The 14,706-nt window shown below is 55.1% G+C and carries 14 protein-coding genes and 1 tRNA gene; 9 read left to right on the top strand and 6 right to left on the bottom strand.

The features are described 5' to 3' along the window. Nucleotides 1-79: 79 nt before the first annotated feature. Nucleotides 80-1,468, bottom strand: a complete 1,389-nt coding sequence (locus DDT56_RS06350; RefSeq protein ID WP_136165631.1) for a glycoside hydrolase family 1 protein — start codon at nucleotides 1,466-1,468, stop codon at nucleotides 80-82. Nucleotides 1,469-1,933: 465 nt separating this feature from the next. Between DDT56_RS06350 and DDT56_RS06345 the strand changes: the two genes are divergently transcribed. The 8 genes from DDT56_RS06345 (at nucleotide 1,934) to DDT56_RS06310 (ending at nucleotide 8,943) form a co-directional block, all read left to right on the top strand. Beyond that, on the top strand, nucleotides 1,934-2,620 hold the full coding sequence (locus tag DDT56_RS06345) for a peroxiredoxin (RefSeq protein WP_136165630.1): 687 nt from the start codon (nucleotides 1,934-1,936) through the stop codon (nucleotides 2,618-2,620). Further along, complete coding sequence (locus DDT56_RS06340; RefSeq protein ID WP_136165629.1) at nucleotides 2,620-3,015, top strand: ArsR/SmtB family transcription factor; 396 nt, start codon at nucleotides 2,620-2,622, stop codon at nucleotides 3,013-3,015. The genes DDT56_RS06345 and DDT56_RS06340 overlap by 1 nt, the downstream gene beginning before the upstream one ends. A gap of 199 nt (nucleotides 3,016-3,214) precedes the next feature. Continuing rightward, entirely contained in the window at nucleotides 3,215-4,138 is a 924-nt protein-coding gene (locus DDT56_RS06335) for a TauD/TfdA dioxygenase family protein (RefSeq protein WP_136165628.1), read from the top strand. Between the two features lie 16 nt (nucleotides 4,139-4,154). Next, nucleotides 4,155-5,168: an ABC transporter substrate-binding protein gene (locus tag DDT56_RS06330; protein ID WP_168197585.1), complete on the top strand. Its 1,014-nt coding sequence runs from the start codon at nucleotides 4,155-4,157 to the stop codon at nucleotides 5,166-5,168. A 13-nt stretch (nucleotides 5,169-5,181) separates the two neighbouring features. Next, the gene (locus DDT56_RS06325; protein WP_168197584.1) at nucleotides 5,182-5,970 is read left to right on the top strand and encodes an ABC transporter permease; all 789 of its coding nucleotides are present in this window, start codon (nucleotides 5,182-5,184) and stop codon (nucleotides 5,968-5,970) included. After that, complete coding sequence (locus DDT56_RS06320) at nucleotides 5,960-6,754, top strand: ABC transporter ATP-binding protein (RefSeq protein WP_168197583.1); 795 nt, start codon at nucleotides 5,960-5,962, stop codon at nucleotides 6,752-6,754. Before DDT56_RS06325 ends, DDT56_RS06320 begins: the two co-directional genes overlap by 11 nt. Continuing rightward, nucleotides 6,751-8,178 carry an MFS transporter gene (locus DDT56_RS06315; RefSeq protein WP_168197582.1) on the top strand — a complete coding sequence of 476 codons (1,428 nt, stop codon included), beginning with the start codon at nucleotides 6,751-6,753 and terminating at the stop codon, nucleotides 8,176-8,178. The genes DDT56_RS06320 and DDT56_RS06315 overlap by 4 nt, the downstream gene beginning before the upstream one ends. 12 nt (nucleotides 8,179-8,190) lie before the next feature. Next, the gene (locus DDT56_RS06310; protein WP_136165623.1) at nucleotides 8,191-8,943 is read left to right on the top strand and encodes a sulfurtransferase; all 753 of its coding nucleotides are present in this window, start codon (nucleotides 8,191-8,193) and stop codon (nucleotides 8,941-8,943) included. 52 nt (nucleotides 8,944-8,995) lie between these two features. Here the strand turns inward: DDT56_RS06310 and DDT56_RS06305 are convergent, their stop codons facing one another. The 3 genes from DDT56_RS06305 to DDT56_RS06295 all read right to left on the bottom strand — a co-directional run bounded on the left by DDT56_RS06305 (nucleotide 8,996) and on the right by DDT56_RS06295 (nucleotide 10,131). After that, the gene (locus DDT56_RS06305; RefSeq protein WP_136165622.1) at nucleotides 8,996-9,367 is read right to left on the bottom strand and encodes a helix-turn-helix domain-containing protein; all 372 of its coding nucleotides are present in this window, start codon (nucleotides 9,365-9,367) and stop codon (nucleotides 8,996-8,998) included. Nucleotides 9,368-9,436: 69 nt separating this feature from the next. After that, complete coding sequence (locus DDT56_RS06300) at nucleotides 9,437-9,697, bottom strand: type II toxin-antitoxin system RelE family toxin (RefSeq protein ID WP_136165621.1); 261 nt, start codon at nucleotides 9,695-9,697, stop codon at nucleotides 9,437-9,439. 358 nt (nucleotides 9,698-10,055) lie between these two features. After that, nucleotides 10,056-10,131: transfer RNA gene (locus DDT56_RS06295), tRNA-Ile, on the bottom strand. A 142-nt stretch (nucleotides 10,132-10,273) separates the two neighbouring features. Between DDT56_RS06295 and mug the strand changes: the two genes are divergently transcribed. After that, nucleotides 10,274-10,777 carry a G/U mismatch-specific DNA glycosylase gene (gene mug / locus DDT56_RS06290; RefSeq protein WP_136165620.1) on the top strand — a complete coding sequence of 168 codons (504 nt, stop codon included), beginning with the start codon at nucleotides 10,274-10,276 and terminating at the stop codon, nucleotides 10,775-10,777. 52 nt (nucleotides 10,778-10,829) lie between these two features. Here mug and rpoD read toward each other — a convergent pair whose 3' ends face one another. Together rpoD and dnaG are read right to left on the bottom strand one after the other, a co-directional pair. Beyond that, a complete protein-coding gene (gene rpoD / locus DDT56_RS06285; RefSeq protein ID WP_136165619.1) occupies nucleotides 10,830-12,665 on the bottom strand; it encodes an RNA polymerase sigma factor RpoD in 1,836 nt (611 codons plus the stop codon). Nucleotides 12,666-12,821: 156 nt separating this feature from the next. Beyond that, nucleotides 12,822-14,576 (bottom strand): DNA primase, encoded by a 1,755-nt coding sequence (gene dnaG / locus DDT56_RS06280; RefSeq protein ID WP_136165618.1) that lies wholly within the window; start codon nucleotides 14,574-14,576, stop codon nucleotides 12,822-12,824. Nucleotides 14,577-14,706 lie beyond the last annotated feature (130 nt).

Here is a 14,706-nt window from a genome sequence, read left to right as displayed (position 1 = left end):
ACCGTGCGCGGAGAAGCATCCCGCCGGGTTTGACGAGCGCCGCGCAAACGCTGCGCTCGTCTGTTATCCGGCCGGTGAATCAGAGCGATGCGCCGTTGCTTTCAATGACTTCTTTATACCAGTAGAAACTGTCTTTACGCCGGCGCGCCAGCGTTCCCTGTCCCGCGTCGTCACGGTCGACATAGATAAAGCCATAGCGCTTCGACATCTGCGCCGTGCCGGCGCTCACCAGATCGATAGGTCCCCAACTGGTATAGCCCAGCAGTTCCACCCCGTCGTCAATGGCTTCGCGTACCTGAATCAGATGCCGGCGCAAATAATCGATACGGTAGCCGTCATTAATCGTGCCGTCGGCTTCAACCACATCGCGCGCGCCCAAGCCGTTTTCGACAATAAACAGCGGCTTCTGATAGCGGTCGTAGAGTTCGTTCAGTAAAAAGCGCAGCCCCTCGGGGTCGATTTGCCAGCCCCACTCCGAGGCTTTAAGGTGCGGGTTGGGAATTAAACGCACAATATTGCCGCGCGAGGACTGATATTTCTCCGGCTCGAAGGTGGCGCAACCGCTCATGTAATAGCTGAATGAGACAAAGTCCACGGTGTGGCGCAGCTCGTCCCTGTCCTGCTCGGTAATCTCCAGGACGACGTCATTTTCTTTAAAATAACGTTTCATCCATACCGGATAGGCGCCGCGCGCCTGCACGTCGCCAAAAAACAGCCATTCGCGGTTTTTTTTCTGCGTTTCCAGCACATCTTTCGGATGGCAGGTCATCGGGTAGCGCACCGCGCCCAGCAGCATATTGCCGATTTTCGCATTCGGGATGATCTCATGGCAGGCTTTCACCGCTCGGGCGCTGGCCACCAGCTGATGGTGGATCGCCTGATAAATGGCCTGTTTGGATGGCTCGCCGACAAGTCCTACGCCGGTAAAGGGCGAGTGTATCGCCATATTGATTTCGTTAAAGGTTAGCCAGTACTTCACCTTGTCTTTATAGCGGGTGAAAACGGTGCGGGCGTATTTTTCGAAATGATCGATGGTTTCACGGCTGCCCCATCCGCCCAGTTTCTCTACCAGGCCATAAGGCATTTCATAGTGGGATAAGGTAATCAGGGGCTGGATGCGGTGCTTCGCCATTTCGTCAAATAAAGCGTCGTAAAACGCCAATCCCGCCTCATTGGGCTGGGCTTCATCCCCGGCGGGATAAATGCGCGTCCAGGCGATGGAGGTGCGCAATACCTTAAACCCCATTTCGGCAAACAGCCGGATGTCCTGCGGATAGCGATGATAAAAATCAATGGCGACGTCTTTGATGCAGCTTATGTTTTCCGTGCGCGCCGTCACCGGGCCGTGCACCCCCTGCAACTGAAGGTCGGAGGTAGAGACGCCCTTGCCGTCCTCATTCCACGCCCCTTCAACCTGATTGGCCGCCATAGAGCCGCCCCATAAAAAACCGGTGGGGAATGCTTTCATATTGTTTCTCCTCATTGTTTTCATCACAGCAACGTTACGCCGGGCCCGATTTCCGCATTTTCGCCGCGGAGGTGGATGACAGGCAAAAAAAAACTTGGGCAAAAGAGAGTGTATTCCACTCGCCTTTGCCCAAGTCTCGCCCGCGTAGCGCGGTAACGTCCTAGGGAGAAACACTATACGATCCCACCCGTTTACGGCAATGCCATCCGTTGGTTATGTGACCCCGGTCACGACAATCAGCTGGTTTCAGCCGGCGTGAAGGGCAACGACCCGCGACAAACTCAATTGTTTTTTCAATCAGCTAATTACCTTGTCCCGCGTCGGGCATCCGTATTGCCGGGGTTCCACGCCGACTGCGATAAAAATAGCTTTATTTTGCTGATAAACGCATAAGCCTCTCCCGTGACGACGGTTTTTATATATGACATATTGAATGTATTGAATGCGTATTAGGGAAGACAATTTATGACCAGGACAGAACAGGAAACGACATCGCCAGCCTATTACATACCGCCATTATTGTATGATGAAGCCCCGGATTTTGTCGCCCGCTCGACCCATGGCGACATTCGTCTGAGCGACTTCCGCGGGCGCTGGGTGCTGTTGTTTTCACACCCGGCGGATTTCACCCCGGTCTGCACCAGCGAGTTGATGGCCTTCGCCGATAAAATGGAAAATTTTCAAGCGCTTGACTGCCAGTTATTGTGTCTGTCGGTTGATGGGCTTTATTCTCACCTGGCCTGGCTGAACAGCATTAAAGTCAATTTCAATGTCGATATTCCTTTCCCGCTGATTGAAGATCCCTCTATGGCGGTGGCGCGGGCTTTTGGCATGTTGCCGCGCAACTCGCACTCATCCGGCACCATCAGGGGAACTTTTCTGATTGATCCCAAAGGCATTATTCAGGCGATTAACTGGTATCCCATCTCTACGGGGCGTTCGGTTCAGGAGTTGCTGCGCCAGCTTGAGGCGATAAAACTCAGCTATGAACTGCCGTATTACACCCCGGCGGAGTGGCAGCCAGGCGAGGACGTTATCGTGCCGCCTCCGCGCACCGTGGAGGGCGCCCGATCCCGGTTGGGGGATACCGGCGCGCCGGACTGGTACTACAAAACCTGCGCCAATCCACTGCGCGTGGAAAAGGAGTCGTGATGATGCCGGCAACCAGACGAGAAGAAGTCGCGACGCTGCTGCGAACGCTGGGGCACCCGACCCGGCTGCATATCGCGCTGCTGCTGCACCGGCAGCCGCAAACGGTATCGGCGCTGGAAACGCAGCTGAATATTCGTCAGCCGAGTCTTTCCCAGCATCTGGCGGTGTTGCGCGAAGCGGGGCTGGTATACGCCACCCGTGAAGCGAAATCGGTGACGTATGCGGTGAGCGATGGGCAGCCTGCGAACCTGGTCGCTGCGCTCTCGGCGCTAGTAGGGGAGGAGGAGCCCGACGAAACGGCGGCGCAACAACCGCTGGCCGATGAACCTGTTTACGCTCACCTCCAGGGCGATGAACTGGTGTTCGCCACGGTGCGATTTCCTGGCGACGCATGAAATTTGCCGTAGCCCCCGGTATTCCATCAGCCGGGGGCCGGCACGCCCTTAATACAACATCCGCATTAACATTTCATTAATATATATTTAAATTCCGTTATTCCCGCCTGTACTTTGAGAACACTTATTCAATCTGAGCTAATCATATATTCAACATTATGAATATTAATGAGCTCAAAAAGTAGGGCAGGTATTCTTAATGAGTTCTGATTTTATTCATCGCCATCAACCGCTTGATCCAGAAGTCCATCAGCCGCCGGTGCTGGATCCGCAAACCTTTCGTCATCAGCCGGAAGTTTTTCAGGATATCCGTATTACGCCGTTTACCCCGGTCGTCGGCGGTATTGTCGAAGGATTTTCGTTAAAAAAAGAAGGCGCAACGGTCGCCGAACCCGTACGTGAATTTCTCTATCATTCATTGCTGAAATATGGATTCCTCTCTTTTGTGCCGGGCTCCGTCAATGAGGATACCTTTGAGCATTTTTCTCACTTATTTGGTTCCCCCCGCTTTGCCGGCAACCCGCAAGCGCCGCGTACCGGGGCGGGAGAAGTGAATACCATTGATTCTTCCCACAAGAAAACACGCACCAATTACATCTGGCATATCGATCAGGCTTATCGCCCCAATCCGCAAAAATTCACCGCGCTGCACGCGGTGAAAGCGCCGGGTTTCGGCGGCGAAACCCTCTTTGCGGACGCCACGGCGGCTTATCGTCTGCTTGATCCGAAGCTGGCAGCCTGGCTGGACACCCTGAGCGTTATCCACAATGGCGACCAGATGGGGCTGATCTCCATGTCTTATCACCAGCCGGAGCTGTTGCTGGAAGCGCGCCAGAAAACACCGCCGTTACAGGTGCCGCTGGTGCGGGTTCATCCAGAAACGGGCGCTAAGCAACTCTTTCCCTGCGAGCTCTATGCCCAGCGCGTGCTGGGGCTGCCGCGTATTGTCAGCGACCATGTTTTACATATCGTTTTTGAATATCTGCGCTCACCGGAGGTGGTCGCCCAGTATCACTGGCAGGACGGCGCCACGCTGATATGGGATAACCGGGTCGTTCACCATCGGGGCGTGTTTAATTATGGCGGTCAGCAACGTGTGCTGCATCGTGCGGTTATTGACTGAGTTATTGGCGATTATCATGAGCTATTTTAATAAATTTATTCGTATTTTGGTTTCAGCAATATTGCTGTCGTCGTTTTTTGCCACCAGCGCCAAAGCGGAAGATTTACCTGAATTAAATATCACGGTGTTTGCCGCTCCGTCGCAAAGCGTCTGGATCCCGGCCTTAATCCGGCATCTGGAGCTGGATAAAAAACACGGTTTTAAACTCAATGTTACCCAGAAGCCGTCGAACGTGGCGTATACGGATTTCGCCACCGGTAAAGATCCTTTTTGCTATTGCGCGGCGATACCCGCGGTGTCCCGTTTTAAACAGCAGGGGGCGGATATTGCTCTGCTGTGGAACGTATTCAATTTTGAATCCGATATCGTGCTGAGAGATCCCGCGATTAAGACCCTGGATGATTTGCAGGGCAAAACGCTGCTGGCCGACACTATTTCCGGCGGCTGGGCATTATCCAAATGGTTCTTTGAGCAACAGGGCCTGGATATGAACAAACTGACGGTGAAATCATCCAGCGTTCGCGGGGCGGCATTCCTGGCGGAATTACAGCTGGGCCGGGTCGATGCGCTGCTGGTTAACCCCATTGAGGGCGCCGCCGCCGTGCAGCAAGGAAAAGGCGAAATCCATACTATCCCGGTGTTTAACCAGGCGCTGTGGAAAAAAATCTCCGGTACGGATTTCGTCCCGCAGGTCACCACCGGCGTTTCCGGCGACTGGATCGCCAAACCCGAAAATCAGGATCTGGCCCGTCGCTTCTATGCCGCAAACCGCGAAGCGGCCGAGTTTATCGCCGCGCATCCCGCAGAGGCGGCGAAGCTGGTGGCGAAAGACGCCAAGCTGGATGTGCCGTCGATGGAGCAGGTATTGCGCCGCTACCGCAATTTAATCCGCATTGAGCCGCTGGCTCCGCATCGCAACACTATCGCGCTGCTGACTCAGAAACTGCTGCCGGAAGCGAAACTGTTGCCTCGTCCTCTGACGGATGCCGAACTGCATTCGCTGGTCCCTGATTTTAACTTTGAGCGTTGATTGCGTGAGCCAGATGATACAGAAGCAAAAAAGCCGGCGCCGGGTGCCCTGGGAGGGCGTCCTGGCGATAGTGTCGCTGCTGGTGGCCTGGGAATGGGCTTCCCGCTATTCCACGCCGATGTTTTTTCCACCGCTGGCGCAGATTCTCGACAATATATTCACCCTGCTGTCCAGCCGCGAGGGGTGGTCGTCAGTCGGCACGACTTACGCGCGCATTCTTATTTATCTCGCCGGGTCCTTTGTGATTTCTTCCCTGCTGGGGCTGCTTGCCGCGTGGAATGCGCACGTTGAGCGTTTTCTGCTGCCGTTGGTCGAGCTGAAACAGGGGATCCCCGCTCTGTGCTGGGTGCTGTTCGCCATTCTGTGGTTTGCCGATAGCGAAGCGCGTATCGCCTTTGTCGTCGTGACTTCCGCGTTACCGACGTTTTTTTATCAGTCGCGCGATGCGCTGCGCAGTATCCCGCGCGACTGGGTTGAGCTGGTGCGTTCGCTGCGCCCCTCGCCCTGGCAAAAAGCGCGCATCTTGTGGTGGCCTGCGGTGCTGCCCGCATTGCTTACCGGGTGGCGCATCAATATCGGTAATGCCACGCGCGTGACCATTATGGCGGAGTTACTGGGGGGCATTACCGGTATCGGACACGAACTGCGTATTTCTCAGGAGATGTTTCGTATGGATCAAACCATTGCCTGGACGGCGGTGCTGGTGCTGTTCGTGATTGTCATCAACGCGGTGATAAGCCTGGCTGAGCGCCATTACCTCTTTTATCGCCATGAAGATGGAGTGCGCGATCATGTCAACTGAGCCGTCTATCGTTTTTTCCCACGTTTCCCGCCACTTCCTGCGTGACGGCGGGGCAAACAATACCGCCGCCATCGCTGACCTGGATTTCCAGATAAACGCCGGGGAGCATGTCAGCGTGGTCGGACGCACCGGATGCGGCAAATCAACCAGCGTCAACCTGTTGCTGGGGTTGCTGCCCGTTTCATCGGGCAAGGTGCGGGTGCTGGGCGTCGACCCATTTCATGACTTTCAGCACCTGCGCGGGCGTATCGGCTGCGTCTTTCAGAGCGACCGGCTGCTGCCGTGGCGTAGCGCCATTGATAACGTATTAATGCCGCTGGAAATCTTACGTACGCGCAACAAAGCCGCCGACGATACGGCCGCCGAGCTGCTTGCCAGAGTGGGCCTTGCCAGCCACGAACACGCCTTTCCCCACCAGCTATCCGGCGGTATGCGCCAGCGCGTGGCGTTTGCCAGGGCGCTGATTACTCAACCGGATATTTTGATCGCCGATGAGGCGTTCGGGCACCTTGATGAAGTGACGGCCGGCGCATTGCGCAGCGACTTTATACAGATTGCCAGGGCGCGCGGGCAGACCGTATATCAAATTACCCACTCCCTTGATGAAGCGCTGGACGTCTCTGACCGGGTACTGGTGTTTGATCGCCCCGGCAAAGTGGCCGGCGCTTTTGCTCGTCAGCAGTGGGAAAACTCGCCTGACGATCGCGTGCGGGTAAGGCAATTCCTGCGCGACCTGATCGCTGGCGGCGATGCCGTATCGCCAGGATTACAGGAGTCAGAGTGACCACGCTTAGTTCCTCAGCGCAGAATGCGACGCCGCCGCTCTCTCCGGCAACCCGTCGCGTCGCCTGGATTGTTTCGGCGGTGTTTTTTATCGAGCAGCTTGATTCTTCGATTGTCGCTCCGGCCCTGCCGGATATGGCCGTGAGTCTTGGCAGCGATGTCATCACGTTAAGCGCGACCATTACCGCCTATCTGCTGGGACTGACGGTATTGATCCCGGTAAGCGGCAAGCTGGCCGAACGTTTTGGCGACAAGTCGCTGTTTTCTCTGGCGATCGTCGCTTTTATGCTGGTATCCGTGGCGTGCGGCTTTGCGCAAAATGCGCAGGTGCTGATTGTTCTGCGCTTTATCCAGGGGCTGGCGGGCGCGCTGATGGCGCCGGTGGGGCGGTTGATTGTCTTGCGCGCGGCGGCGAAACATGAACTGGTGGAAGCGATGGCGCTGGTTATTTTGCTTGCCATGATCGCGCCGGTGATCGGTCCTTTCCTCGGCGGGCTGATCGTCACCTGGCTGGACTGGCGCTGGATATTCTGGGTGAACGTGCCCCTTTGCCTGCTCTCCCTCGGACTAATCTGGCGTTTTTTACCCGCGACGGCGGGCGATCCCGCGGTGACGCTGGATAAAACCGGGTCTGTGCTCACCGGGCTGGGGTTTACCTGCCTGGTCTATGGGCTGATCGCGCTGGGAGAGGTACGGCATGACCCCTTTAGCGCTTCCGCCGCCATCGCCGCGGGGGGGCTGTTTATTATCGTCTACCGGTTCCATACCAGACGCGTTGCGTCCCCCGTGCTCACCCTGTCGCTGCTGAAACTATACAGTTTCCGCGCTTCCATGCTCAGCGGTTCGGTATTCCGCATCGCGGTGGGGGGGCTGCCGTTTCTGCTGCCCGTCACCTTACAGCAAGGCCATGGCTACAGCCCGCTGCACGCCGGGATGGTGGTGTTGATACCTGCCGCGGGCGGCCTGGGCATGAAGTTTTTCAGTACGCGGCTGCTGCGTAGACTGGGGTATCGCAACGGGCTGGCGCTACACGGTGCGTTTGCCGGCGTTTGTCTGGCGCTGGCGGGCATACTCGACCCGCGGGATGCCGTTATCATTTATGTGCTGGCGCTGTTTGGTTTCGGCTGGGCGCGCTCATTGCAGATGAACGCTTACGGCACGCTGGCCTATGCCGATGTGGAAAAGTCGCGCCTGCCTGCGGCGACCAGCTTCTTTTTATCCATACAGAACCTGACTACCGCTTTGGGCGTGGCGCTGGCGGCGCTGCTGCTGCATATCTTTACCAGCCTGCCGGGAATAAACATCCTGGACAGCCTGTTGTGGACCTATCTGCTGCTGGCGCTGCTTGCCGTCGCCAGCGCCGTAATGAGCCTGCGTATGCCGGCCTCCGTGGGCATTACCCTACTGGCAAAAACTAAAAATTGATGAGAAAACGCTATGACGTCGAGCACGCTATCTCCTTTTATTTCCCGGCTGCCGGCCGATGCCGCGCTGCTGTTTGTGACGGAAGAATCCACGCTCCCGGATAACCTGATCCCGGGATCGCAGCCAACCTGGATCGCCACCCATTATGCGGGGAAGGGCGGCGGTGAACGTGGCCGTCTGCCGTTGCCTGAACGGGCCGCGGTGCGGGTCTGGCTGGCGCAGGCGGGCATTGATGACGGCACCGATGTCGTGGTCTATGACGCCGGAAACGGCAGCCATGCCGCCAGAGCGTGGTGGGTGCTGAACTGGGCCGGGCATCATCGCGTCTCCATTCTGGACGGCGGCCTGAAAGGCTGGCGGCAGGACGATCCCCGCGCGGATAAAAACGCAACGCCGCCCGCGGGCTTTTTTCAGCAAGTCACCACCGAAGAGATTGCCCGCAACCCCGGAGATTTTCTGCTGGTGGATGCGCGCAATCAAAGCGCGTTTGCCGGTGATGGCGTCGTTCTTTCTCATTTGCCTGGCGCCATCAATCTTCCCGTCGCATCCCTGCAGGATGAACAGGGGAGATTGCTGCCTTATGAACAGCGAAAACGTCTGGCGGCGTCGCTCAACCTGCCGGACAGCACCCGCCCGATTGTGGCTTACTGTGGCTCCGGCATCGCTTCCGCCTGGCTGGTCGCCGCGTTGCAGGATGTGGGCGTCAACGCGGCGTTGTATGTCGGGTCATGGAGCGCCTGGAGCGGCTCTTTTCCATTCCGTTGATTAATGGGACTAAAGAAAGTCTAAGGGTAGCCCGGACTATCCGGGCTGTTTATCACAGAATTAACTGCTCTGGCTTGCAGTTATACAATTCAGCCAGTTTATTTCTGGTACGTTTCTGAGGTCTGGAATCCGGTGATTCCAGTTGAGAAACTGCGGCCTGGGTAATGCCGAGCGCTTTAGCAACTTCCTGTTGTGATAGCCCTCGTAGAATTCTCCACGCGGCCTGTATGCTTACGTCCTGATCGACGTGAATACTGACCACTTCATGAGGAATGCTCACATCATCGTCGTCGTCAGATGTGTAAGGAATCCCCTCATAGAGCGTGTCGTCGTCCGAATTGGAAATCAGGCGTTGATACAGCTCGTATGGAACCACGGCATACTCAGGGTTGCCGTTTTTGTCGCGTATAACTTGTATGCTCATAGTAGCTCCAACATTTAACGTCGGTTGGCGAAATCTCTTTCAACTTAGGGCGTTGGTGGGGGGCCTGCTTCAGTATGTGGTTGACGTTCTGCGCTTGACTTCGAGTATCTCGCAAATTTGCGGTGTGCCGTCGATTAACTCAAAGATGATGCGGTAATCGCCAACCCTTAACCGATACTGCTTGCCAGATGATTCGAGCTTTTTCAGATCCAGTTTCACATCAGGGAAACCGGTTAATTCACCCACTTTGTCCTTGATGCGCTTCCGATATCTGGTGTCAATCGCGCCGAGTTGTTTTAATGCCCGTTTTGACCAACTGACCTGAACCATAATCCCTCAGTTTTTAAAGAATCATACCGTGTTTAGTATAAGTTAATTATAAGTAAAAAGTAATATTTTTCTTATTTAATCGTGATTATCTTATGGCAAGAGAGGGGAGCCGTTCAATTCTTGAAAAATAATCAATTGAATTATCGATCAGGCCAGTAGCGTGGAGGTAATGTCGTACATGCTTGAAGTGTCCGAGGTAGGATTATTTAAGTGGCGACTATCGTTACAAGGTAGGATGGCGAGGCTATGGAGTGGCATAAAACAGGCAATAATCACTATGATTACTCTGGCAAAATATCCCCGGCATATCCCCGAAAAAACAAAGGAGCCACGCGGTTAACGTAACTCCTTGAAATGCTGGTGGCCCCTGTTGGGTTTGAACCAACGACCAATCGATTATGAGTCGACTGCTCTAACCACTGAGCTAAGGGGCCGGACGGGCGGAGATTATACGGTAATGTGCGGGGAAAGGTCTATAGTTGTTCGGCCGGATGTCTGTTTTCTATGCAGGATAGCTTATTGTTATTATTATTAGATTTTTCGACAACCGCGGATAACATGGCGCAAAGAGAAAGTATGATCACCGATATTCTGGCAACCAACCTGCAGGTCGTTTTTTGCGGCATCAATCCGGGATTATCGACCGCCGCCTATGGTTACCATTTTGCCAACCCCAGCAACCGTTTCTGGAAAGTGATTTATCAGGCCGGATTTACCGAGCGTTTGCTCACTCCGCAGGAGGAACAGCGCCTGTTGGATACCGGATGCGGGATTACCATGCTGGTGGAGCGGGCAACGGTGGAAGCGACCGAATTGAAAAGGAATGAGCTTTTGCAGGGCGGTGAAGCCGTTATTGAAAAGATAAAGCGCTACCAGCCGCAGGCGCTTGCCGTATTGGGCAAGCAGGCGTTCAGTCAGGCTTTCGGTATCAGGAAGGTGGAGTGGGGACGTCAGGCGTTGACCATCGGCAAAACGCAGGTTTGGGTGTTGCCGAATCCCAGCGGACTGAATCGCGCGACGCTGGAGTCGCTGGCGGCGTCTTATCGGGCGTTGCACCAGGCGCTGCATATAAAAAAATAACCCCGGCAGGCCGGGGTTATTTAACGGTACGAAACCAACATTTAAAACCGGATTAGTCATCCAGGAAGCTGCGCAGTACTTCCGAGCGGCTCGGGTGACGCAGTTTACGCAGCGCTTTCGCCTCGATCTGACGAATACGTTCACGGGTCACATCGAACTGCTTGCCGACTTCTTCCAGCGTATGGTCGGTGTTCATATCGATGCCGAAGCGCATACGCAGCACTTTCGCCTCGCGCGCGGTTAAACCGGCCAGCACGTCGTGCGTCGCCGAACGCAGGCTTTCCGAGGTGGCGGAATCCAGCGGCAGCTCCAGCGTGGTGTCTTCGATAAAGTCGCCCAGATGCGAATCTTCATCATCGCCGATCGGGGTTTCCATCGAAATCGGCTCTTTGGCGATCTTCAGCACCTTGCGGATTTTGTCTTCCGGCATCAGCATGCGTTCGGCCAGCTCTTCCGGCGTCGGCTCGCGGCCCATTTCCTGCAGCATCTGGCGTGAAATACGGTTGAGCTTGTTGATGGTCTCAATCATATGCACCGGAATACGGATGGTGCGCGCCTGGTCGGCGATGGAACGGGTGATGGCCTGACGGATCCACCAGGTGGCATAGGTTGAGAACTTATAGCCGCGGCGATATTCAAACTTGTCCACGGCTTTCATCAGGCCGATGTTGCCTTCCTGAATCAGGTCAAGGAACTGCAACCCGCGGTTGGTGTATTTCTTGGCGATGGAAATAACCAGACGCAGGTTGGCTTCAACCATCTCTTTTTTGGCGCGGCGGGCTTTCGCCTCGCCAATCGACATGCGACGGTTGATATCTTTAACCTGCTCAATGGTTAAACCGGTCTCTTCTTCGATCTGGTGCAATTTCTGCAGGCTGCGCTTAACGTCGTCTTCAACCTCATGCAGCTTTTCAGACCACGGCTTGGACATGGCAATGGCGGCGGTAAACCAGGAGTCATTGGTTTCGTTGCCGGAGAACAGCGTGACGAAGTTTTTCTTCGGCATTTTGCACTGTTCCACGCACAGCTTCATGATCAGCCGTTCCTGAGTACGCACGCGATCCATCATGGAGCGCATGCTGTTGACCAGGAAATCAAACTGTTTAGGCACCAGACGGAACTGTTTAAAGACTTCGGACAGATTCAGAATTTCCTGGGCCGATTTCGCGTGGCTGCGGCCATTGGCCTTGATCACCTGACGGGTGGTTTCATATTGCTCGCGCAGGTCGCTGAACTTCTGGCGCGCCAGTTCCGGATCGATGCTGTTATCGTCGTCGCTGTCGTCGTCATCGTCCTCTTCTTCGTCATCCTCTATTTCTTTGCTGGAGAGCTCGGAACCGACGTGGGTCGCGGTCGGCGCGATATCCTCTTCGGCGTTGGGATCGACAAAGCCGGTGATCAGATCGGACAGGCGGCTTTCTCCCGCCTCGACGCGATCGTACTGTTCCAGCAGATAGGTGATCGCTTCCGGATATTCGGCGACGGAACATTGCACCTGGTTAATACCGTCTTCGATACGCTTGGCGATATCGATCTCGCCTTCGCGCGTCAGCAGTTCGACGGTACCCATCTCACGCATATACATACGGACCGGATCGGTGGTGCGGCCGATTTCGGACTCAACGCTGGATAACACCTGAGCAGCAGCCTCCGCCGCGTCTTCGTCTGCGTCATTGGTATTTTCTGCCAGCAACAGATCATCGGCATCCGGCGCTTCTTCCATCACCTGGATGCCCATGTCGTTAATCATCTGGATGATGTCTTCGATCTGGTCGGAGTCGATGATATCTTCCGGCAGATGGTCATTGACCTCAGCATAGGTCAGGTAGCCTTGCTCCTTACCACGGGTGACAAGTAGCTTTAGCTGTGACTGCGGGTTTTGCTCCATAAGACGGTATCCACACTTCAGAGTATTTGGGTTGGTGTCGGTCGGCGTAGTTCGCCAACAATAGCATTTAGGGTATTTTTTCTTATCGCCGCGGCCCCTGTAGCGGCACTTTGCAGGGCTCTACCCTGCTATTTATCGGCAATTAAGCCTCGGTAATCAGTTTTTTCTGGTTAGAGCCAGTTGCAACGACCAAAGTTCTTTTCTCTCTTTGGCGTTAAGCCCGTGGGTTCTCTCACGGGCGATTAATGTTTCCTGACGTTGTTTCAGCAGTTGATCGTAGAGTTCCGCCAGGCTTATCCTGAACTTATCGTCCAGTTCATCCTCTTCGATCATATGGTTCCAGGAAGCCATGGTTTCAAGCTGCTTGCGGTATTTACTGTCGCGGTATTTCTCAAGCAGCAGACCCATATTCATTCCGGGGCTGGCGTTGCAGGTTTTTACCAGATCCCGAAACAGCGACAGGCCGGCCACTTTGCTCTCTTCAATGTCTTCCAGCGCCAGTTCAGGCACTTCTGCTGAAAGTCTTGGGTTCTGAACTAATAGCCCTATAAGTATACGCATAGTTGTGACTTTTAGCTGGGGCGGCTGGTACGACGGAGCATGATCGGCCACTTTTGGCAGCAGCCTGTCCAGCTGGCTGTCGTCCAGAATCCCCAGTTTATTGCCCAACTGCTGGCGCAAGTACAAGCGTAGCGTTTCACCGGGCACCTGACCAATCAAAGGCAGCGCCAGTGAACTGAGCTTGGTCCGCCCATCAGGCGAACTCATGTCCACCTGCTGTTGCAAGGTTTCAAACAGAAACTGCGACAGGGGCAACGCCTGCTCCATGCGCTGCTCAAACAGGGCTTTGCTTTCTTTACGCACCAGCGTGTCGGGGTCTTCACCGTCCGGCAGAAACATAAAGCGCAACTGGCGGCCGTCGTTCAAATAGGGTAAGGCGGTTTCCAGCGCCCGCCATGCGGCTTCCCGTCCGGCCCGGTCGCCGTCGTAACAGCAGACGACCTGATCGGTGGCGCGAAAGAGTAGCTGAATATGGTCGGCGGTGGTGGAGGTTCCCAGCGACGCAACCGCATAATCAATACCAAACTGCGCCAGGGCAACCACGTCCATATACCCTTCAACCACCAGTAACCGCTTAAGTTCCGGATGGTTCTGCTGCGCTTCATACAGGCCATAGAGCTGGCGGCCTTTATGGAAGATTTCAGTTTCCGGCGAGTTCAGATATTTCGGCACGCCGTCGCCTAATACCCGTCCCCCAAAGGCGATAACCCGTCCCCGTTTATCCCGGATAGGGAACATCACCCGTTCACGGAAACGATCGTAGCTGCGGCCCTGATCGTTAGTCACCAACATGCCGGCATCGTTCAATGCGCTGCGATCGTCATTATTGCGTCCGAAGCGCTTTAAGGCGTTATCCCAGCCTGCCGGCGCGAAACCAATGGCGAAATGGCTAATCACCTCGGCGCTGAGGCCGCGCTGTTGCAGATAATGCAAGGCCGGGGCGCCGGCCGTTTGACTCAGCGTTTGCTGATAGAACGAACTCAGTTTTTCCATCAGCGCGTACAGGCTTTGTCGTTGATGGCGCTCAAGCTGGGTTGGCCCGGTGCCGGTTTCATACGGCACTTCAAGGCCGTAGATGGTGGCGAGCTCTTCAATGCTTTCAACGAACTCGAGACGATCGTAGTTCATTAAAAAGTCGATGGCGTTGCCGTGAGCGCCACAGCCAAAGCAGTGGTAGAACTGTTTGTCGCCGTTTACGGTGAATGAGGGGGTTTTTTCGTGGTGAAACGGACAGCACGCGTGATAATTCTTGCCCTGCTTTTTCAGTTTGACGCGCGCGTCGATAAGATCGACGATGTCGGTGCGAGCCAGCAGGTCATTGATAAATACGCGTGGAATTCGTCCAGCCATAAGCCCCTGTTTCTTAAACTTATAAACGACAGCTTATAAACGACAACAAGCCGCGCATTCCTTTCGGAAATGCACGGCCTTCGTATGCAACTACTAAGTCTGCGGATTAATCACGCGGTGGAGGAAGAAC

The organism is Brenneria corticis (assembly GCF_003115855.1).
Classification (GTDB): domain Bacteria; phylum Pseudomonadota; class Gammaproteobacteria; order Enterobacterales; family Enterobacteriaceae; genus Brenneria; species Brenneria corticis.
This window is presented reverse-complemented; position numbering and strand designations above follow the sequence as displayed.

Excerpts from the sequence above, each read along its gene's own strand:
- DDT56_RS06350 (WP_136165631.1), bottom strand. The coding sequence starts at position 1,468 with ATGAAAGCATTCCCCACCGGTTTTTTATGGGGCGGCTCTATGGCGGCC.
- DDT56_RS06345 (WP_136165630.1), top strand. The coding sequence starts at position 1,934 with ATGACCAGGACAGAACAGGAAACGACATCGCCAGCCTATTACATACCG.
- DDT56_RS06340 (WP_136165629.1), top strand. The coding sequence starts at position 2,620 with ATGATGCCGGCAACCAGACGAGAAGAAGTCGCGACGCTGCTGCGAACG.
- DDT56_RS06335 (WP_136165628.1), top strand. The coding sequence starts at position 3,215 with ATGAGTTCTGATTTTATTCATCGCCATCAACCGCTTGATCCAGAAGTC.
- DDT56_RS06330 (WP_168197585.1), top strand. The coding sequence starts at position 4,155 with ATGAGCTATTTTAATAAATTTATTCGTATTTTGGTTTCAGCAATATTG.
- DDT56_RS06325 (WP_168197584.1), top strand. The coding sequence starts at position 5,182 with ATGATACAGAAGCAAAAAAGCCGGCGCCGGGTGCCCTGGGAGGGCGTC.
- DDT56_RS06320 (WP_168197583.1), top strand. The coding sequence starts at position 5,960 with ATGTCAACTGAGCCGTCTATCGTTTTTTCCCACGTTTCCCGCCACTTC.
- DDT56_RS06310 (WP_136165623.1), top strand. The coding sequence starts at position 8,191 with ATGACGTCGAGCACGCTATCTCCTTTTATTTCCCGGCTGCCGGCCGAT.
- DDT56_RS06305 (WP_136165622.1), bottom strand. The coding sequence starts at position 9,367 with ATGAGCATACAAGTTATACGCGACAAAAACGGCAACCCTGAGTATGCC.
- DDT56_RS06300 (WP_136165621.1), bottom strand. The coding sequence starts at position 9,697 with ATGGTTCAGGTCAGTTGGTCAAAACGGGCATTAAAACAACTCGGCGCG.
- mug (WP_136165620.1), top strand. The coding sequence starts at position 10,274 with ATGATCACCGATATTCTGGCAACCAACCTGCAGGTCGTTTTTTGCGGC.
- rpoD (WP_136165619.1), bottom strand. The coding sequence starts at position 12,665 with ATGGAGCAAAACCCGCAGTCACAGCTAAAGCTACTTGTCACCCGTGGT.
- dnaG (WP_136165618.1), bottom strand. The coding sequence starts at position 14,576 with ATGGCTGGACGAATTCCACGCGTATTTATCAATGACCTGCTGGCTCGC.